The 20,473-nt window shown below is 37.6% G+C and carries 17 protein-coding genes; 2 read left to right on the forward strand and 15 right to left on the reverse strand.

What is annotated here, in order from left to right:
* Nucleotides 1-176: 176 nt before the first annotated feature.
* Complete coding sequence (locus CBF33_RS06980) at nt 177-821, reverse strand: YfbR-like 5'-deoxynucleotidase (RefSeq protein ID WP_126762814.1); 645 nt, start codon at nt 819-821, stop codon at nt 177-179.
* Between the two features lie 156 nt (nt 822-977).
* On the opposite strand from CBF33_RS06980, the gene CBF33_RS06985 reads away from it, so the two are divergent.
* Entirely contained in the window at nt 978-1,433 is a 456-nt protein-coding gene (locus tag CBF33_RS06985) for a hypothetical protein (RefSeq protein WP_126762816.1), read from the forward strand.
* Between the two features lie 58 nt (nt 1,434-1,491).
* On the opposite strand, the gene CBF33_RS06990 is transcribed toward CBF33_RS06985, so the two are convergent.
* From CBF33_RS06990 to CBF33_RS07050, 13 genes are all read right to left on the reverse strand, one after another.
* Nucleotides 1,492-1,869, reverse strand: a complete 378-nt coding sequence (locus CBF33_RS06990; protein ID WP_023606354.1) for a DUF956 family protein — start codon at nt 1,867-1,869, stop codon at nt 1,492-1,494.
* 86 nt (nt 1,870-1,955) lie between these two features.
* Nucleotides 1,956-2,867 carry a PTS system mannose/fructose/sorbose family transporter subunit IID gene (locus CBF33_RS06995; RefSeq protein ID WP_023606355.1) on the reverse strand — a complete coding sequence of 304 codons (912 nt, stop codon included), beginning with the start codon at nt 2,865-2,867 and terminating at the stop codon, nt 1,956-1,958.
* A gap of 24 nt (nt 2,868-2,891) precedes the next feature.
* Nucleotides 2,892-3,692, reverse strand: a complete 801-nt coding sequence (locus tag CBF33_RS07000) for a PTS mannose/fructose/sorbose transporter subunit IIC (RefSeq protein WP_126762818.1) — start codon at nt 3,690-3,692, stop codon at nt 2,892-2,894.
* A 25-nt stretch (nt 3,693-3,717) separates the two neighbouring features.
* Nucleotides 3,718-4,713 (reverse strand): mannose/fructose/sorbose PTS transporter subunit IIA, encoded by a 996-nt coding sequence (locus CBF33_RS07005; protein WP_126762820.1) that lies wholly within the window; start codon nt 4,711-4,713, stop codon nt 3,718-3,720.
* Between the two features lie 143 nt (nt 4,714-4,856).
* Nucleotides 4,857-5,348 carry a mannose/fructose/sorbose PTS transporter subunit IIB gene (locus CBF33_RS07010; protein WP_202585114.1) on the reverse strand — a complete coding sequence of 164 codons (492 nt, stop codon included), beginning with the start codon at nt 5,346-5,348 and terminating at the stop codon, nt 4,857-4,859.
* Nucleotides 5,349-5,500: 152 nt separating this feature from the next.
* Nucleotides 5,501-8,311, reverse strand: a complete 2,811-nt coding sequence (locus CBF33_RS07015) for a sigma-54-dependent transcriptional regulator (protein ID WP_126762824.1) — start codon at nt 8,309-8,311, stop codon at nt 5,501-5,503.
* A 205-nt stretch (nt 8,312-8,516) separates the two neighbouring features.
* Nucleotides 8,517-9,746 carry an MFS transporter gene (locus CBF33_RS07020; protein WP_244919696.1) on the reverse strand — a complete coding sequence of 410 codons (1,230 nt, stop codon included), beginning with the start codon at nt 9,744-9,746 and terminating at the stop codon, nt 8,517-8,519.
* 150 nt (nt 9,747-9,896) lie between these two features.
* Nucleotides 9,897-10,604 carry an MgtC/SapB family protein gene (locus tag CBF33_RS07025; RefSeq protein WP_023606361.1) on the reverse strand — a complete coding sequence of 236 codons (708 nt, stop codon included), beginning with the start codon at nt 10,602-10,604 and terminating at the stop codon, nt 9,897-9,899.
* Nucleotides 10,597-11,448 (reverse strand): glycosyltransferase family 8 protein, encoded by an 852-nt coding sequence (locus CBF33_RS07030; RefSeq protein ID WP_342352199.1) that lies wholly within the window; start codon nt 11,446-11,448, stop codon nt 10,597-10,599. Before CBF33_RS07030 ends, CBF33_RS07025 begins: the two co-directional genes overlap by 8 nt.
* Before the next feature lie 107 nt (nt 11,449-11,555).
* Complete coding sequence (locus CBF33_RS07035; RefSeq protein WP_126762826.1) at nt 11,556-12,989, reverse strand: 6-phospho-beta-glucosidase; 1,434 nt, start codon at nt 12,987-12,989, stop codon at nt 11,556-11,558.
* 1 nt (nt 12,990) lies between these two features.
* Nucleotides 12,991-13,857 (reverse strand): BglG family transcription antiterminator LicT, encoded by an 867-nt coding sequence (gene licT, locus CBF33_RS07040; RefSeq protein WP_170167766.1) that lies wholly within the window; start codon nt 13,855-13,857, stop codon nt 12,991-12,993.
* Between the two features lie 73 nt (nt 13,858-13,930).
* Complete coding sequence (locus CBF33_RS07045) at nt 13,931-15,796, reverse strand: beta-glucoside-specific PTS transporter subunit IIABC (RefSeq protein WP_126762830.1); 1,866 nt, start codon at nt 15,794-15,796, stop codon at nt 13,931-13,933.
* A 242-nt stretch (nt 15,797-16,038) separates the two neighbouring features.
* Nucleotides 16,039-18,399 carry a hypothetical protein gene (locus CBF33_RS07050; protein WP_126762832.1) on the reverse strand — a complete coding sequence of 787 codons (2,361 nt, stop codon included), beginning with the start codon at nt 18,397-18,399 and terminating at the stop codon, nt 16,039-16,041.
* A gap of 200 nt (nt 18,400-18,599) precedes the next feature.
* On the opposite strand from CBF33_RS07050, the gene CBF33_RS07055 reads away from it, so the two are divergent.
* Nucleotides 18,600-19,073 (forward strand): nucleoside deaminase, encoded by a 474-nt coding sequence (locus tag CBF33_RS07055; protein WP_126762835.1) that lies wholly within the window; start codon nt 18,600-18,602, stop codon nt 19,071-19,073.
* Nucleotides 19,074-19,269: 196 nt separating this feature from the next.
* On the opposite strand, the gene yghU is transcribed toward CBF33_RS07055, so the two are convergent.
* Nucleotides 19,270-20,055: a glutathione-dependent disulfide-bond oxidoreductase gene (gene yghU, locus CBF33_RS07060; RefSeq protein WP_126762837.1), complete on the reverse strand. Its 786-nt coding sequence runs from the start codon at nt 20,053-20,055 to the stop codon at nt 19,270-19,272.
* Nucleotides 20,056-20,473 lie beyond the last annotated feature (418 nt).

Consider the following 20,473-nt stretch of genomic DNA (forward strand, 5'->3'; position numbering starts at 1 on the left):
AGAACATGAAATTAAGAATATTCATGATGAATCGCCTTATTGAAGTAAAATAAAAAAGATGAATGGAACGAGTTCCACTCATCTTTCGACTTCATTTTGACTCATCAGTCCTATTTGACAAAGAGCCGAATAAAAAAAGGAGATCCGCATATTCTAATTGCGGCATCTTCTTTTTTTTAATTACCCTCACTTAGCGTCACATATTGTTTCACACGATTGACAAATTGCTCTTTGCCAAAAAAATCTTTATCCAATAACTCTGGGAATATCTCTTTAAAAAAATAAGAAACAGAAGGACGGTGACGAAATTGTTGAATTGTCTGAATAGACTCCATAAACATCTCTTGATAAACAGGTTCCGGATTGTTTTTGACGATTTCTTCAAATGACTCATACAATAAATCGACTTTATCAGCAATCGCTAATAGCTCGCCTTCTATCGTGTCATCTTTCCCTTCAAATAGGCGTCGTCTATATATGTCTTGGAACGCTTCAGGGATTTCTTGATTGATAAACTCATCTGTCATTTTCTCTTCGACTAGTTGCAACATTCCACGAAGCTCAGGACTAGCGTACTTAACAGGTGTTTTTATATCTCCTATAAAACGCTCGGTATAATCATGATTTAACGCTTTTTCATATAACATTTTCCAATCAACAGCGACTCCTTCTAACTCTTCGATATCGCCTAACACTTGTGCAATAGAAGCAACACGATAGGAATGTGCAGCTACAGTATGTTCTGTATATTTAAAAAATCCTGGCGCACGTGTAATCGTTTCTAAATTATTAAGACCTAAGATAAACTCATTTAACCCCATACGTTACGTCCCCTTTCAATGTTTTTAATATCATACCACATATCTTTTTTACCACCAATGAAATCACTTATACAATCTTTAAAAAAGCTTAAATGACAATCCATCCTTTATCGTGCTACAATTTAGTTAATTACCTTTTACGAAGGAGTCGTGAATATGCGCACTTTTTATCTGACTATTACTGCTATTTTATATGGCTTTCTAGCTATTTTATTAGGAACATTTTTTAGTGGGAGCCTAGCCGCTATGGTTGGCTTTATCTCTCATCCCGAAGAGGTCACTTCGCTTTCTTTTTTAATACGCGAATTATTTCAATCTGGTCTTTCTTTACTTCCTATTGGCTTAATGGTTAGCCTACCTGTTTCAATTTTATTTGGCATTAGCCTTATACTAAGAGATAAGTTTCGACCAAAATTACCCGCTATTTTAGTAACGACTAAACATGAACCTTGGCGTGTTACTATTTGGCTCATCTTACTCACGCTTATTTGTCTTCTCATCGTGGCTTCCATGATGGTCCCAACGTTTTTATACTTACTGCCAGGTTTTATCTTAGGTCCACTATGTCTTTTTCCAATGTGGCGTGCCACAGTCGAACATGCACCAAAATAAAAAGAGTACGAGACGCGGTTCTTCTTATGTCAATCAGAAGACCGTAGCTCATACTCTTTTATTTTTTCTTTTTCCCGATGGATTTTAAGCCTCGCATGACTACTTCCATAAAGCTTAAAGACTGAACCATTTTTTCTGGGTCAACATATTCGCGAACCGCTCGTAATACACGCTTAGGTTCTTTCGAAGAAAACGTATAGGTACCATTTTTTTTCGTCTCAATCGCATAACGAGGAATCCACTTCCCTTTAAACATGACAGACGCAATCACATACTCTACCTCTTCCCAAGGGATTTGTATATATTTGCGAGTATCACGATCGTTATAAAATTCAAATCCTTTATCACCAATCATAATTTTCCCGTAATCAGTCAACCCTGTAAAAGCTGTTGCATCGATGACTAAATCAACTTTTGTATTTAATGATTGTACCACCCTATCACATCCTTTACACTTGCATTTGCTTATATTCTAACATAGTTAAGATAAAAAAACTCGGGACTAAGCCCGAGTTCAATCGATTATAGTAACCCAATAACGTGTCCAACAACACCGACAACGAATAGGCCTAGAATAATAACAATAGGGCTAACTTTTTTCTTCAATAGCCACATACATAAGAATGTTAAAAGTAATGGCGCAAGACCTGGAATTAATTGATCCAAGTTATCTTGTAAAGTCGTTACTTTAATTGGTGACAACGCTAAACCTTGGTTGACTTGTTCGAAAGCTTTTTGTAGCCCTTCTCCACCCGCTGGTAAGTTGTTCCATTCAATGTAAGCACCATCGTCGAGTCTTACTTCAGAGACAATCGGTAAGAAGCGAATAGAAACCCAACGCTGAACGAGTGCGGCGAGCACGAACATCCCTAAAATAGATGCCCCTTTAGTAATGTCTTGTAACAAGCCACCTGATAAGTCTTCAGTAATTTTTGAACCAGCTTTGTAGCCAAACTCTTGTGTATACCACATGAAGCCCCAACGAATTAGGTTCCATGCCACGAAGAAAATGATTGGCCCTAAAATATTACCTGCCATCGCTAATGAAGCACCTAATGCTCCTAACATAGGACGAACAGTAAACCAGAAGACTGGGTCACCTACTCCGGCTAAGGGTCCCATCATCCCTACTTTTACCCCTTGAATTGCTACATCATCAACAGGCGCACCATTAGCACGCTCTTCCTCAAGCGCTAGTGTCACCCCTAAAATAGGTGAAGCAATGTATGGGTGCGTATTAAAGAACTCCAAGTGACGTTTTAATGCTGCTGAACGATCTTCTTGTGTTTTATATAATTTTTTAATTGCTGGAATCATTGAGAACGCCCAACCACCATTTTGCATACGCTCGTAGTTCCATGAACCTTGGATAAATGTTGAGCGCCATGCTACAGCTAGACGGTCTTTTTTTGTTAATTCTATTTTTTCTGCCATGTTCTGTTTCCTCCTTCGATTAGATTAGTAGTCATTCAAGATATCGCCTAACGGATCACCAGTGTGTCCACCGCCGCCGTTTGAAGAGCCACCCATTTTAGATAGGTTTAAATAGATTAAAGCTAAAGCCACACCTAAAGCTCCTAAAGCGATTAACGTTAATTCAGAAACAGCTGCCACAACGAAACCAATGATGAAGAATGGCCATACTTCTTTAGTCGCCATCATGTTAATAACAAGCGCATATCCAACTGCTACGACCATTCCACCACCAATTGCCATTCCGTCTGTTAACCACGCTGGCATTGATTCTAAAAAGTTTTGAACTGTTTGCGCTGGAATAAATAAAAGAGCGGCTGCTGGAATTGCAATACGAATCCCTTGTAAACAAACTGCTAAAATATGTAACATTTCAATTTTACGAATGTCACCTTTTTCTGCTGCTGTATCCATCATATGGACGATAGGTACCGCTACAGTACGAACTACCATTGTTAAGAATAAACCGGCTACGGCTAAAGGAATTGCAATCGCAATCGCTGATGAAACACCTTTAACACCTTGACCACCTAATGCTAGAATAATTGCTGATGCTACAGATGCTAAAGCCGCATCCGGAGCGACTGCCGCACCGATGTTTGCCCATCCAAGTGCGATCATTTGTAATGAACCACCTAAAATAATTCCTGCTTCTAAGTTTCCTGTGACTAATCCAATTAATGTACATGCGACTAGCGGTTGGTGAAATTGGAATTCATCCAAAATCCCTTCCATACCAGCTAGAAACGCAATGAGTACAACTAAAATCATTGATATAATAGACATAGTACGCCTCCTATTTTAATTTATTTTATGACTTAGCGCGTGCTAAGTCATTTTTAGCTTTTTTCATAATTTCTGCCATGTTAGCTTGTGAATCATTCGGTACTTTACGGACATCAAATTGAACGCCTTTTGCTTTCATTGTTTCAAAAGCTTCGACATCTTCTGGTCCCATTGATAACACTTTGCTTACTACGACTTTCCCAACAGAGTGTGCCATTGACCCGATGTTTACTTCAGGTATTTCTACGCCACCTTCGATTGCTTCAAGAACATCTTGTGGGTTTTCAAATAATAATAAGGCTTTTGTTCCACCGAAACGTGGATCTTTTGAGATTTCAATTAATTTTCTAATTGGAATAACGTTTGCTTTAACCCCTGGAGGCGCTGCTTGTTCAATTAATTTCTTACGTAGTTCGTCTTTCGATACCGCATCTGAAACGACAATAATTCGATTCGGTTGTGTTGTTTTCGTCCAAGCGGTTGCCACTTGTCCATGTAATAAACGACTATCGATACGAGCTAGAACAAATTTAATTTTTCCATCTCCAATAACTGTTCCCTCTGGAATAGCTCCTTGAGGTGTAACAGGCACCACTTCTTTAGCCACTTCTTCTTCCGGCTCTAACGCTTCGGGTCTTACTTTAACCCCTTCTTTTGCTGTATTAATAATGTGAGCAGCAATTTCTTGTGCAGAATCCATTGATAAGCGAGAAGCATATGCTTCAATCACCATAGGTAAGTTTAACCCTGCGACAATCGCCCATGTATCTTTGTGCTCTTCATATAATGTATTGGCCTGATTAAACGGTGTGCCTCCCCATAAGTCCACTAAAAACAAGACTTCTTTTTGGTTATCAAATGAAGCAATTGCTTCTTGCATTTTTGCTTTTACATCATCTGGACCTTCACTTGGCATTAACGTAATCGCTTTGACGTTTTCTTGCTCTCCGAAAATCATTGCACCGGATTGCAAAATACCTTCAGCAAACTCTCCATGGCTTGCTAAGATAATTCCTACCATATCCATACCTCCTATTGTTTTGTCATCATTTCCAAATACCCCCATCAAACAACACCCTTCTAACGAGACTGTCTGATGTTAATTTGGTCTCATCTTTTCTTTGTCTCTTTCCTTTTCACTTCCTTTCAAATAACTTTTAACAATTACTGTATCTTTGCCTTTTTTAAAACATCCCACAGTAGTTGTTTATTATCCGTTATCACTTTTCTGATTTCTAATTCAATACCACGCGTATGTAAGTAACGAAACGCTTCAATATCTTGTTGATCAACCGCAATCGTATTAGAAATCATTTTTTTCCCCGCAGCATACCCCATTGCACCAATATTAACTGATGACAAAGGCACTCCTGCTTCGACAACAGCTGCCACTTCTAAAGGATTCGTAAACAGCACAATCACGCGTAAGCCGTCAAACAATTCATGTGAGTAGACTTCTATCATCTTCGCTACAGTAATCACATTAACTTTGACCCCTGGCGGTGCTGCTTGTTGTAGTAACGTTTTACGTAAGTGGTCTTTGGTGACGGCATCACTTACCACTAAAATACGTTGAATGTCTAGCCGCTTTGCCCAGACAGTTGCCACTTGTCCATGAATTAAACGGTCGTCAATTCGGACTAAACGAATATCCATCATAGTTCCTACTCCTTTACTTCACTATTGTCGCTACTTATTATATAAGCAATTATCGTGCCAAGTTAGTGTATACATAAAAAGAGCTCGATAAATCAAGCTCTTTTCAGTATGTGTATTGTTATTTAATTGTGTACCACTAAAAAGATACACTAAGAACCTTCCCTAGTCAGTGTATTATCAACAATTTGAACGAGATAGTACAATTCTTCATCTGGTACAGTCATACCTAGTGTTTCTTCTAACACTTGTGTCTCTCTTCTCATCTCTAAGAATAACGAATCCGAAAAAGACTCACGTTGTGACTCATCTACAGTCAGAGCGTCGTGATGCAGCAATCTCTCAATCATTCCACCTAAATGCATCATGAAATTAATTCTGAATGCTTGACTATGAACGGGTATAAACCGCTGCTCAACATTTTGTGTATAATCCCAAAGCAACGGAATTACCCGATTGGCATTGATGAACAAGAAAGTCGATTCAAAATAGTCGTAACATAGTTGTAACGCTTGCTCATCATCTACGACTACTGGTTCAAATGAGGACATCTCAGCATCCATTAACTCTTCTTGAATAATTTTTTTACCTTCACCAGAAAAAAGAGCTTCCATTGGAATATAGGTCACCCCTATATCCGGATCAACAATCCCTGTCGCTGCTATAACATGATAATCCTGTTGAATTTTTCGCGTGACATTCTTCATATCCACAACAGAAATAGGTAACACTTCTAGATTTTTTTCTCCTACCTCAGCTACGTATGTTTCTATCAGCTCTTTCATTCGTTCCGCCGTCCCCTTACCAGAAGCACAAATAGCTAAAATAGCACGCTTAGATTGTGCCGGTGTGCTCGACGCTTGATAATGAGTCGGTTCAGGAACACTGCCATAACCACGGAACTTTTTTGTACTTTGATACAACTCTTCTAAATCCGTATCTAATAATTCAGTCTTACGCGCTACTTCTAGCACTAAAGCTGTGGTTACCATATCAACCGTACGCACTTCGATACCCGTTCGACGTGTAATTTCTTCACTAAATGTCGCAAGCGATCCCATATCTACTAAAGTCATGACGCCGCGACCTTGATCTACCCGTTCTACTGCTGTAATCATTTCCTCTAACGCAACACGCGGTTTCATCTCAAGCGGCATATCTACAGCCAAAATATTATCGCTTCCAAAAAGTTGTTTGACTACCTGTACCATACTAGTGGCCGTACTATTTCCATGTGCAGCTACTACCATACCTATTCGTCCTACTTGACTAGCTTTCTTTAAAGAGACTAATAAAACGGTCAAATACTCTACTTCCGCAACCGGTATTTCCACTTGAAAAGCATCATATAGGAGACGTTTAATTTCCAAAGCGACATCATATTCAGCTGGATATTCTTTGACCATTTTACGAATACTATCATGCTTTTGATCATCCGTTGTCAAAGCATAATCACTATTGTGACGTTTTAAAAAGGAGCTGATATGTAAACTCATCGCATAGATAAAATTGACTTGAAATTGGTCACCTAAACGTAAACGCGCCACTTCATAAATCTCTTTGGTCACCTCAATGACAGCTGGATCGACAATTTCTGCCAATTGATTTTCAATATCAAATGTCAGACGATAGTTTTTATAAAATGAATTCAAATGGGCATGAATATCCGTCATGATAAACTGATTAATCGACTCTTGATCGACACCATCATCTCTTAACAAAGCCGCTTTTTCATTAATAATTTCATATAAATTATAAGGTAATTCATATGCATCTGCTACGTGTGGTAGTAATGTTTCATCTGAGGAAATTGCCATAACTGGATCTAAATATTGAGAGAGCTCGGCTGATGTTTGACGGTCGTTGGCTAAATGAGTTAAACCACTCTTCACTTCCTCAGTTAAATCATCGACTGTAATCACGATTTCTTCCTTATCCATGTGATTCAAAAAACTACGCGCACAGGTCAACTGAATATTCGATTTTAATTGACCAATGTTACCATACGTTACACTTCCGATTAACGCTTTTACTACATCCTCTGTTAAGGAAATACTGTGTTGAATACGTTCTGACTCCATACCAACCATTAGTTTTACCAAGTCAATTTTTTCTTTTGTTTGACGCTGTTCAAAGCTTGGTAGTTGAATATGAATCGGAATCCGTCTCACAAATGTTTGCAATAAATACGACGTCGTATCTTCTGTCGTGGCACTGATAATACGCACGTCCGCACGACTTTCTTTGGTCGTTTCACCCAAACGGCTATACTTACCGTGGTCCATAAAATAAAAAATCATCTCTTGTCCTTCTGGTGGCAAACGATGGACCTCATCTAGAAAGAGCATGCCACCATCTGCTTTAGCAATCAATCCTTCTTTATCTGCTGTTGCGCCAGTAAAAGCCCCTGCCACATAACCGAACAAGTGACTCATTAGAAGCTCAGAATTATGAGCGTAATCGGCACAATTAAAGACTACGAGCTCTTGATGACCTTTAATCAACCCTTGAGCTTTTGCAAACTCAAACATAATATGCGCAAAATGCGTTTTACCAGAACCCGTAGCACCTGTAATCAAACAGTTCAAACCTTTTGGTGGATACATAATCGCCGCCTTAGCCTGTTCAATCGGCACACGCATGCTACCGTTGGCACCAATCATCCTTTCAAAAATATCATGCTCAGATAGAGAAGACGTTGGCTTGACAGCTCTTTTAGAAAAAGGTGTTGGTCGTTCCGTTTGCTCACTTCGTATTAAATAACGAACAGGACGTCCGTCTGTCTTTAGTAACAAGCCATCCTTTACAAGTTCATTTAAATCTTTACTTGCATTTGAGCGTTGAATATCTAACGCTTCCGCGACTTCGCGAGTCGTAATACCCGCACCCTTTTTAATATCTTCTGACGATAGTTCTTTCGTTTTCTCACTAACAAAAAGAAATACTCGCTCGACTCGTTTCATCTTTCAACTCCTCCCAGCCTCTTCTACGTTCCCGACTTTCCTACTCCTATCCTATCACAATTAGTTGATATTTAACATTTTCAAACGATTTCAGGGATATAAAAAAGTACCGTTAAGAATGAGCATGGTGCTCCTATCTTTAACGATACTTTATCATTAAACAAACCTACTGTGACAACTTAATTGTCTAACCCTTTGGCTTACTTTATTGATGATGTTTAAAATTTTGTTTTTTTAAATCGGTTAAAGATATCATAATGACAAAACTTACTAAATACATCATAGAAAGACATGTCATCACAACACTTAGAGAATAACGATCAAGTAAAAAACCAATCGCAACCGATGAAAACCCTCCAATAGCTCGACCAACATTAATTACTAGATTATTTGCTAAAGACCTTACATGCGTCGGGTACAGCAAACTGACAATCGCTCCATATCCACCGAACATCCCGTTTGAAAAAAATCCTACGACTGCCCCTAAAATTAATAACATGAACGGCGATGTTGCCAACGGAAAAACGAAAACAGATACGGCAGATGCTAATAAAAAGACACCAAAAGAAAATCGCGGACCATACTGGTCAAAGAACTTTCCAAAAACCAGCATGCCTAAACTCATACCTATAATAGTCGCAATCATCCAGTAAGACGAACCTGCCACGCTAAACCCCATTTCTGTTTGCATAATCGATGGTAGCCAATTCATTAAACCAAAATAACCAGCAATTTGAACAATCGCCATAAGCATCAATGATAGCGTCCGTCTTGTTAATTGTTTTGTTCCAAAAAGCTCACTTAGACCACTCTCTTGACGACCAATCTCTTGATTATTCTTCCAAGTTTCACTTTCTTCTAGATTCTCACGAACGATAAAAGCGAGTATTACCGGAATTAAACCAAATAGAAACAGCTCACGCCATCCGAAAAGCGGAACTAGAACAGCTGCTAAAATAGCTGCGACAATTGCTCCAATTTGTCCTGAAACACCAATGATAGACGACATTTTCCCAACCTTTTGTGCTGGAAAGGCCTCTGCCACTAACGCAATCCCAATCCCGTATTCTCCACCAGCACCTATCCCAGCTAGAAAACGAAAAAGATAAATCCAATAAATATTTGTGGCAAAAAACATGGCTGCCGTGGCAAAAGCGAAAATAAAAATCGTATAGGTAAAAATCTTCACACGCCCATATTTATCAGCTAAACGGCCAAAAAAAACACCGCCTACTAGCATGCCAATATTCGTCACAGACGATATCAGACCTGCTTGCGCACCTGTTAAACCAAGATCATGGATGATGGATGTCAGCGAATATGCAATAAACATAATATCCATATTTTCTAACCCCATACCAAAAGCGGACGATAAAAGTGTCAACCGCTGATGACGTGTCATTTTTGGTGCATGTAGCGAATGTGTTGTTTTCATATTTAATTTTCTCCTTTAAATGAATGCTCTCTGTCATTCGATTATTTAATGTCTTGTATTAGTATAGAGCAAGCTTTTTATTCTCGCAAGAATTATTTTTAAGCCATCATCTAAATAAAATCCCTTATCCAAAAATGAATAAGGGATTTTCTACTCTGCTAAGGCGACCATTCTTACTTTCATCATATTAGGATGCATCGATAACTCTTCGATCACATCCGCATAAGTCAGCTCACGTGGTAAATCAATAGTAAACACATTCTTATAGATTTTTTTATCTCGCACGGTATATACATCAAACACGACATCTTCTATTTCAATTGCATGTTTTTCAAAATACGCATTTAGAAATTCTTTCGTTTCAACACGATGCACGTATTGTACCTCTAATTTTTTCAATTTCGGCACTTTAACAATCCGTTTTACAAGGGTTAAAGAAAACATAATCGCGGCAAACCCCGCCACAGCAATTTGATAATATCCCATACCGGTCGCAATTCCTAAACCAGCGCATGCCCACAAGGAAGCAGCCGTCGTTAAGCCCATAACACTTTGTTTCGTCACAATAATCGTGCCGGCACCTAAAAAACCAATACCACTCACGACTTGCGCAATTAAACGTGCCTCGTCAGCTCGTAAAACACCGGTTAGTTTTGGATATTCAATCGCTAAATTTAGGGCATTAACCGCTATCTCACTTTGTATGAGCGCAATAATAGTCGCACCAATACACACTAAAATGTGCGTTCGCATCCCAGCTGGTCGGTTTTTATACTGCCGCTCAAATCCCACGACACCGCCAAATGCGGTACTTAGTATTAAACGAATGACGATTTCTCCTAAAGTTAAATCAGCCATTATTTTCCCCTCTATCCATCTTTTTGTTGTAGCGATGTAAACGTTGTTCATAATGATGATATAACGCTACAAAGCGACCGTCACTTTCTTTTTCCCAAGGCTTTGGACGTCCACAAAAATGTAAAATATGCGTATTCTCCATAACCCAGTGTAAATCAATTTTCGTCAAACTCCGTGCATAGTACGTTTTAAATTTACGCGTATCATAGTTCCACTTCTCTTCAGGTATTTCTAAAATATCTTCCCCGTATAAGAAATTTAAAATATCTTGATCAGGGAGCATTAAGTAGTGTCCTGATTCTTGAATAACGTATTCAATATCTGCTAGATGTATCTTTTGCCGAGCTTGTTGCAAATCAATCAACATAATACCCGAATTATAATAACCATGTTTAGTACCCAATCGGATATTGTTAATCCCTGTTGTTAAATTCGTAATTCCTTTATGAACAGCGGCGCCAAACATATACCCTTGCAAATCCATCTCCCATAAATTTGTTAACGGGTTAATAATCAAGGTATCTGGATCAATGTACAAAACGCGCTCCAATTCTTCTGGTAAAATTTGCCCAGCTAATAGGCGAAAATACATTTCTTTAGGGTAACGTTCCACAACTGGAGCGGAGTCAAAAAACGTATCGTCAATCAAGCATGGTTCGAATGTGCCACCTAACCGATTAACTAAACGTGAAATACTAGTTAAAGAAGATACTGAAATTCCAGCGTGAACAAGCCATACTTTAATTTCTTCGTCTGGATTATTCTCAAATAACGATAGCAACATGACTTTTAAAGGGTACACATACCCTTCATCAAGCGTGACTAATAGATGTATTGGTTTCAACAGACGTCCCCCCTCTTTTTCTTTATTATAACACATACAAAACGGAGAATTGTTTATCTATCATACAAAAAAGACGTGAGTATGCTCTCTCACGTCTTTTGCTAAATCTAACGATTTGATAAATCTTCTCCATTTGTGGCAATAACTTTCTTATACCAATCAAATGATTTTTTCTTACTACGAGCTAGGGTACCATTACCTTCGTTATCTCGGTCTACATAGATGAATCCGTAACGTTTTTTCATCTCACCTGTTCCCGCACTGACTAAATCAATACAGCCCCAAGTCGTATAACCCATTAAATCCACACCGTCTAATTCAACCGCATCTTTCATCGCTTGAATGTGAGCTGCTAAATAATCGATACGATAATCATCTTCTACGTAACCATTTTCATCGGGTTCGTCAATCGCACCTAAGCCATTTTCTACGATAAATAATGGTTTTTGATAACGATCATAAATATCATTCATCGTAATTCTTAAACCAAGTGGGTCAATTTGCCAACCCCACTCACTTGCTTCTAGATAAGGATTTTTAATAGAAGCAAAGATATTTCCTTCCGTTTGTTCATTCACTTTAGGGTCTGTCGATTGGACACGAGAGGAATAATAAGAGAAGGAAATAAAGTCAACCGTATGCTCTTTCAGTAATTCTAAGTCTCCTTCTTCCATTTTTATCTCGATACCTTGACGTTCCATTTCTTTCAACGCATAGGCTGGGTACTCACCACGTGACTGGACATCAATAAAGAAATAGTTTTCACGGTCTGCTTTTCGTGAAGCCCATACATCTTCCGGCTTACATGTATAGCTATAATTCGCTCCTGCTGCTAACATACAACCAACTTGGTTTTCAGGGTCTACCTCATGAGCAATCTTCGTTGCAATCGCACTAGCTACTAGCTCATGATGCGCCGCTTGATATTTTACTTGCTCTTTATTTTCGCCTTCTTCAAAGTAAAGACCTGCTCCCATAAATGGTGCATGTAAAATCATATTAATTTCATTAAATGTGAGCCAGTATTTAACCAGACCTTTATAACGATTAAAAATAACATGACAAAGATTTTCATAAAAACCAACTAACTCACGACTGCGCCATGCTCCATATTTTTCAACTAAATGCATGGGACAATCAAAGTGCGTAATCGTTACTAAAGGCTCAATGCCATATTTATGACATTCTTTAAATAAATCTTCATAGAATTGAAGCCCTTCTTCATTTGGCTCTGTTTCATCCCCCTTAGGGAAAATCCGACTCCAAGCAATCGACAAGCGATAGGTTTTAAAGCCCATCTCTCCAAAAAGAGCAATGTCTTCTTTATAACGATGATACATATCAATTGCTTCTTTCGCTGGATAAAAATGCTCATCATCAAATTCAAACATCTTCATCTCTCCAGCAATCACTGGAAAACGGTCGGGACCTGTCGGAGCTAAATCAACGTTCGCTAAACCACGTCCTCCTTGATCGTATCCTCCCTCACATTGATTCGCAGCTGTAGCGCCACCCCATAAAAAGTCTTTTCTAAATGCCATTTTATTGGCTCCTTTCTGATTGTTCTTTCATCGTTTCATCCACAACTCGATTAATATGAATAACTAAATATATCATCTCAGCGTTTTCTACTACAATGCCTTCCTTTTGTTGTAAGTAATCTTTAACACGTGAACTACATTGATACGCTCGCGGATACTTCGCTTGCACTAACTCATATAAAAATACATCTTCTTCCTGATAAGTTTTGTCAGCTAGTATCCGCTGAACGAAATACTGAATATGTGTCACCATTCTCGTATAACTAAGCGACTGTTCATCAAAATCTAAACCAAAAAACCGGCGTATAATCGTCAAAATATCTCTTACAAGTTCTGTCGCGCGTATGGTCGTCTGGACATTGTCTGTATTAAGATTATTCGTCACCAGATGCAACGCAATAAACCCAGCTTCATCTTCATTAAAGTGAACAGACATCCGCTGTTCAATCCACTCTAATCCTTGTAGTGCTAAGGCAAACTCTTTTGGATAAAACTTTTTAATATCTAGTAGCAGTGGATTCGGAATAGTGATACCTTTTTGCTTTCTTAACACTGCGTAGTTTAAATGATCTATTAAAGTCAAATACGTTTTGTCTGTATAAGCAAAGTCAAACTGACGCTCCGCTTCCATCAATAGTTCCTTTGAAATATCCAGAATATGTTCATCGACTTGATGAAGGAAAGAGGCAATTTCTGAGACATTATCTTCGTTTGATAAAACAAACACTTTATCAATCGCTTGCTTTTCAACATTATCGCCGGATTTTTTCCCAAACGCTATGCCTCTTCCCATGACAATAATCTCGCGCTTTTGTTCATCTACCGATATTACCACGTTATTATTTAAGATTTTATTGATTACATACATGATCATAATCCCTTTCTGATCTGCCTTTAAGAAGATTATAACACGTCACGTCATGATTCCTTTACTTTTATCATTATTTAACGACCGTTAAAACATCTTCTCCTATCACGACGTCAGTCTGCCCCAAATCTAGAATATCTAAATAGTCGCCTGAGTTCGTAATCACTACTGGCGTAATCGTTGGATAGCCTTGTTTACGGATAAAATCTAAGTCCATGGTTACTAATAATGTTCCTTTATCGACAGCTTCGCCTTCTTTTACTTTAATAGAAAATCCTTCCCCATTTAAAGCGACTGTATCCATTCCAATATGCATCAAAACTTCAATACCACTGTCTGATGTCACACCGACAGCATGACCTGTTGGAAATACAGTGGTGACGGTTCCTTTCACTGGTGAGTGTAGTTCGCCGATAGTTGGTTCAATGGCTAAACCTTTTCCTAATGCTTCAGAAGCAAATACTTCATCTGGAACATCTTTTAACGCCACAATTTTACCTGTTAATGGGGCACTGATTAAACGGTCTTCATCTGAATCGTTTGATGAGGCTTCAACTGTTGTGCCTGCTTCGCCCTCTGTATCGAAACCAAGTACCAATGTTAAAACAAAGGCTAAAACAAATGAAACAACTACCCCAACAATCCCCATCGTAACGTTAGATTCTACTCCTTCAATTGTACTAATAAATCCAGGAATACTTAAAACACTGATTAAACCGCCAGCAAATAGCTTCACACCAGCGCCACCAATAATCCCACCACCTACAGCACCACCGATACACGCTGCAATAAAAGGTTTTTTAAGTGGTAAAGTAACACCGTAAACAGTTGGTTCCGTAATACCAAAGATAGCTGTTAAAGCACCTGTTGCTGCCAATGTTTTACGTTTTTCACTTTTTGTTCGTAAAGCAACAGCTAAAGAGGCTCCGGCTTGCGCCAAAACGGCACCAAGAAGCATAGGGGTCATTGTATCAAAATTATTAATAGTCAAGTTGTTCAACGCAATAGGAATAAAGCCCCAATGCATACCAAACATAACAAACACTTGCCATAATCCACCCATCACTAAACCAGCAACAATAGGGCTAAAGCCGAAGATTGCATCATATCCTTTTCCAAGAACATTACCAAAAATTGTTCCAATTGGCCCAATGACTACAAACGTTAAGGGCACCATAATTAAAATAGTCAATAACGGTACTAGTATTAACTGTAAAAAATCAGGTGAGATTTTTTTAACAAATCTCTCTAAGTAAGATTGAACCCATACAAATAAAATAATCGGAATAACCGTTTGCATGTATCCGGTAGGTCCCATAATGACTGGTAAACCAAAGAAGTTTAATAAACCAGTTGTCGCGTTCGCTGTAATTTCAGGATACACCAATGCAGATGCTATCGCTAAGGCAATAAAAGGATCGGCTTTAAATTTCTTCGCTGCTGTAAATGCCAGAGCCATCGGTAGAAATTGCATAAACCCGTCAGAAGCAGCTAAAAAGATTTGATACGTCCCTGATTCTACTGAAATCAAATTCGTAACAGTTGCTAACGTCAGAAATCCTTTTAATACCCCAATCCCTGCGAGCGCACCTAAGAACGGTGTAAATACACTAGAAATAATATCTACAAATTTATTAAAAACATTTTTATCGCTAGTGCTATCTTCCGCGTCAGTTCCTTCTCCAAGACCTGTCGCTCCAACCAACTCTTGATAAACGTCGCGTACATGGCTGCCTATTACAACCTGATATTGCCCACCACTTTGAACAACTTGAATAACACCGTCCATATTATTTAAGACCTCTGTTTGTGCGAGCGACTCATCTTTTAACTTAAAACGTAAACGAGTGGCACAATGAACAACGCTCTGAACATTTTTCTCGCCTCCGACGAGATCTAACACTTTTAAAGCTAGTTCTTTATTTGTTTGCTTTGCCATTTTGGCTCCTCCTTTTGGATTTTAGACAAACAAAAAAACCCAAATTGAGAAAAACAATATAAAGCACCCGTCCATTACGACAGCCGTACTCATATTATTCTTATCAATTCAGGTTTTGCCTGCTTGCCAGTCACAATCCTTATGATGATGTTAATATATCATAATAAAAATTATCTGTAAAGGCTTTCTTTATTAAAAATAAAAATAATCTTATGACCTACTAGCCATAAGATTATTTTTCATTATTTCATCGGCACCGTAGCATTTTTGTTAAGGTAACCATACCATTGTCCTTTTTCATCATATAAAGAATAATAGGTACTACCATTAAAGTGATAGTATACACCACGTGCCATAAATGTCTGACCTTTTAACTTTTTCGTTGATTGACGGAACTTCCAATCAAAATTAGACCAAGTATTGTAGTTCGGCGAATCTATCTTTACGCGTTGATATAGCGAAATATATTCACCATAATGCGGAACTTCTTTCGTCGCATTTTTATTAATATAGCCTAACCAGTTATTCTTATCATCATATAGAGAATAATAAACACTTCCATTTTGATGGTGGTACTTCCCTTTCGCTAAGTATGTTTTATTATGGATTGATTTGCTACTTCTCGCTACTTTCCAACTAAAGTTTTGAAACACCTCATAGTTTGGAGACTGGATACGAACATATTTACCATACGGAATGTAACTACCTTGAGCTGAAGCTAAACGTGTCGCTTTTTTGTTTATGTAGCCGCACCATTTTCCAGAAGTATCATACAAAGAGTAATAGGTACTACCATTAAAATGATGGTATTGTCCTCGCGCAGTGAACGTCTGACCTTTTAAGTCTTTTGTCGATTGACGGAATTTCCAATTAAAGCCCGTCCAAGTATTATAATTAGACGAACTAATTACTACATTTTTATTAAATGAAAGATATTCTCCTTGTGCAGGAACCTCCTTAGTTGCATTTTTATTCAGATATCCTAACCAAGTATTTTTATTATCGTAAATAGAGTAGTAAACACTACCATTTTGATGATGGTATTTACCTTTTGCTAAATAGGTTTTATTATGGAGTGATTTGCTACTTCTTGCTACTTTCCAACCAAAGTTTTGAAACACATCATAGTTTGGCGACTGGATACGGACGTGTTTTCCATACGGAATATAACTTCCCTGAGATGGACCTGGACGTGTCGCATTTTTGTTTAAATATCCTTGCCATTTACCATCGATATCATATAAAGAGTAGTAAGTACTACCATTGAAGTGACGATATTCACCACGCGCCATAAATGTTTGATCTTTTAACTCTTTCGTTGATTGGCGAAACTTCCAGTCAAAATTTGTCCACGTGTTATAATCCGAAGAACTAATGGTTACATACTGATTAAATGATAAATATTCACCGTAAACAGCTGTATGATTTACTGCTTTTTTATCAATATATCCCATCCATTTATCTTTTGAATCATATAACGAATAGTAAGTATGACCATTTTTATGGTTATATTTTCCTTTCGCATAATATGTTTTATTTAACAAGATATTTGAACTATTTTTAATATGCCACTCAAAATCACTAAAAACACTATAATTTCCAGATTTTATTCGAACATACTCACCTAGTGGAATGTATGGACCACGGTCATTAGGGTCTGCTTTTTCTCCTAATTTAAATAAAAATATTTTCGTATATGGCGTAGCAGATTTGATATTACTCATAATATTTCGATCATATGAATGCCACATGCGATTATGATTCGGTGTGTTTCCCCAGAAAAAACCTATATGACAATCATATCCCGGCTTTGTATAATCTGGTTCAAAATAAATCACATCGCCTTTCTCCGCTTTCCCGCTATTTAATAATTGAGAAACGGAATCAAAAGAATAATACTCAGTATTTCTAACTAAGGCATCGCGCCAATTGTAAGCATTCGCAATACTTCCCCATGCATTCGCAACATTTGTAATTCTATTCATATTAGCGCCTGCTTCTTTAAAAACAGTCGCAACAAAGCCTGTACAGTTAAATCCAGGACCGTATTTGTTAGGATTGCCCAGAGGACTCATACACATTTCGATAGGTGTCCATAATCCTTTAAAAGGTGTTCCAAGATAATAATTATCATACTCGTGCATTGTTAGTCGCTTCATTAATTGATCTCTAGATATTCCCATATATTCTGCGACACCCATCTTTTGGTTCGCTCTGGCTGAACGTGCCATTGGTAACATATCACTGTAGTCAGTTGTATCTTTAATATAATCTAACAACTCTTGATACTTCTCTGGATCATTCAAATACTCTGCTAATTCATCATCTGATAACGAAGAAAAATCAATTGATTGAGCATTCTTACTCTCTTCTTCACTATCAATTGTCTCTGTTTCTACTTCTTCAGAGCTATCCGTACCTATTAAATTTTGAGTATCTAACGATGATGCTGTATTTTGCACATCATCCGTTTCTTCTTGCAACCCTCCATTACTAATAGCCGTATCAGATATCAATGTTTCAGACTCCAATTCTGTTGCTATCCCTGTCACAGGCGACAAAATTAACAGGCTACTTAGAAACAGTGCTGTACACCTTTTCATATAAATCCCTCCATTTATAAAAGATTAATTATCAAATATTCATTTTATGAAATTCAATACTTCCATTATAATATATGATTAACATTTTAATCATTAAATTATAATGAGATATTGTAATAAAAATCACAACATCCGTTTACTTATAAAACTACTCTAAAATAGGTTACAATAAGATAAATAAACTAACGGAGGGATAATTCATGCTTAAAAATTCACATCAATCAGATTTACGATTTATGAAAGACGCTTTAGAATTAGCTAAAGCTGCTGCTAAGGAGGGTAATGAGCCGTTTGGTGCACTATTAGTCAAAAATCAACACATCGTTGCTACGGGAAAAAATCATATTCATACTGAAAGCGACCCAACCTATCACGCTGAACTAGGTATTATTCGTGATTATTGTCACTCATCTGGTGTTACAGATTTATCTGACTACACCCTTTACACCAGTTGCGAGCCCTGTTGCATGTGTGCAGGCGCGATTGTTTGGGCAAATGTTGGACGCGTTGTTTACAGTTTGTCTCATGACGAACTTGCAGAAATCGCCGGCTTTAATATTATGATTGGCAGTGATGAAGTTTTTGAAAGAAGTCCACATGTTCCTGCTGTAACGAAAAATATCTTAAAAGACGAAGCTGAAAAAATATATCAAGAATATTTTGGTAAGAACTAATATCATACGTCATCTCTCACGAAACGTAACCACTTAGCGATTATTATTATGTCTTATAACGAAATGTTTTGTTATAAGCATCATGAATCATATACTATCTACCTACAATCTTAAAAATTTTTACAAACACTATATGAACTTAATAATACGAAAACCGCCATATCACGAATGATGTGGCGGTTTTTAATACTCATCTTTATTTAATCGATTGATATTCTACTGTCATTCCACGTTTTACGGCTGGGCGCTCTGCAATTTTATGAGCCCATTTTAATACATGCGGGTAACTTTCAACATCTAAAAATTCAGCCGCACCATCATATAAATCCCCTAAGACTAACTGACCATACCAAGACCAATTCGCAATGTCAGCAATCGTATACTCATCTCCGGCAATATACTCACGTTCGGCTAATATTTTATTCAATAAATCTAACTGTCTTTTCGTTTCCATCGTATAGCGGTCTATTGGATACTGCAACTTTTCAGGAGCATAACGGAAGAAATGCCCAAATCCTCCTCCTACAAAAGGACCTGACCCAACTTGCCAAAACAACCAGTTAAGCACCTCTGTCTTCTCGTGGATTTCTTTTGGTAAAAAAGCATCAAATTTTTCTGCCAGATATAATAATATAGAACCCGATTCAAATATATTAACTGATGGTGTTTGTGATTGATCCACCATCGCAGGTATTTTTGAGTTAGGACTAATTGATACAAAATCCGATCCAAACTGGTCTCCTTCACCAATATGAATCTGATATAAATCATAGGCTACGTCTGTCTTGCCTATTTCTTTCAATTCTTCTAACATAATCGTCACTTTTACTCCATTTGGTGTGCCCAACGAATAAACTTGAAATGGTGCATCTCCTACGGGTAGCTTTTGTTTAAACCGACTGCCCGCAGTTGGACGGTTTCCACCTATGTTAGTATTGGCATCTTCCCATTCCCATACAGTAGGCAATGTATAATCTGTCATGTTATCACTCCTTACTTTTTGTACTAAGCTAATCATAACATTCATTAAAAAAAGATGTCCAACTATTGTGTTTATTAATCTGCTAAAATATTCTCTTTAATTTAATGAGAAACAAGTAATCGTGATAAATTCTAAGAAAAAAGCGGTCGTGTGTTTTTATCAATTTAATCACTTTCATTTAACTATGGCCGTCACAAAATAGCGCTCTATTTTAAAAATTGTTCTAATCATTACGCCGATCTCTTTTTTGTTGAGAACGAATACTCTATTTCGAAACATGTCGTACTTAGAATAATTAATTTGTTAAATGAATCCCCTCGTTGAAGTTAAATAAAAAAGATGAATGGAACAAGTTCCAACCATCTTTCGACTTCTTTTTCGCTCAGCATATCTATTTGATGAAAGAACCTATATATTT

This window comes from Vagococcus lutrae (genome assembly GCF_003987555.1).
Lineage (GTDB): Bacteria > Bacillota > Bacilli > Lactobacillales > Vagococcaceae > Vagococcus_A > Vagococcus_A lutrae.

Bases quoted from the DNA above. Each gene is read 5' to 3' on its own strand.
- licT (WP_170167766.1), bottom strand. From the start codon at position 13,857: ATGTATGTAATCAATAAAATCTTAAATAATAACGTGGTAATATCGGTA.
- CBF33_RS07055 (WP_126762835.1), top strand. From the start codon at position 18,600: ATGCTTAAAAATTCACATCAATCAGATTTACGATTTATGAAAGACGCT.
- yghU (WP_126762837.1), bottom strand. From the start codon at position 20,055: ATGACAGATTATACATTGCCTACTGTATGGGAATGGGAAGATGCCAAT.
- CBF33_RS07035 (WP_126762826.1), bottom strand. From the start codon at position 12,989: ATGGCATTTAGAAAAGACTTTTTATGGGGTGGCGCTACAGCTGCGAAT.
- CBF33_RS07000 (WP_126762818.1), bottom strand. From the start codon at position 3,692: ATGTCTATTATATCAATGATTTTAGTTGTACTCATTGCGTTTCTAGCT.
- CBF33_RS06985 (WP_126762816.1), top strand. From the start codon at position 978: ATGCGCACTTTTTATCTGACTATTACTGCTATTTTATATGGCTTTCTA.
- CBF33_RS07015 (WP_126762824.1), bottom strand. From the start codon at position 8,311: ATGAAACGAGTCGAGCGAGTATTTCTTTTTGTTAGTGAGAAAACGAAA.
- CBF33_RS06995 (WP_023606355.1), bottom strand. From the start codon at position 2,867: ATGGCAGAAAAAATAGAATTAACAAAAAAAGACCGTCTAGCTGTAGCA.
- CBF33_RS07050 (WP_126762832.1), bottom strand. From the start codon at position 18,399: ATGAAAAGGTGTACAGCACTGTTTCTAAGTAGCCTGTTAATTTTGTCG.
- CBF33_RS07025 (WP_023606361.1), bottom strand. From the start codon at position 10,604: ATGGCTGATTTAACTTTAGGAGAAATCGTCATTCGTTTAATACTAAGT.
- CBF33_RS06980 (WP_126762814.1), bottom strand. From the start codon at position 821: ATGGGGTTAAATGAGTTTATCTTAGGTCTTAATAATTTAGAAACGATT.
- CBF33_RS07020 (WP_244919696.1), bottom strand. From the start codon at position 9,746: ATGAAAACAACACATTCGCTACATGCACCAAAAATGACACGTCATCAG.
- CBF33_RS07005 (WP_126762820.1), bottom strand. From the start codon at position 4,713: ATGGTAGGAATTATCTTAGCAAGCCATGGAGAGTTTGCTGAAGGTATT.
- CBF33_RS07045 (WP_126762830.1), bottom strand. From the start codon at position 15,796: ATGGCAAAGCAAACAAATAAAGAACTAGCTTTAAAAGTGTTAGATCTC.
- CBF33_RS07010 (WP_202585114.1), bottom strand. From the start codon at position 5,348: ATGGATATTCGTTTAGTCCGAATTGACGACCGTTTAATTCATGGACAA.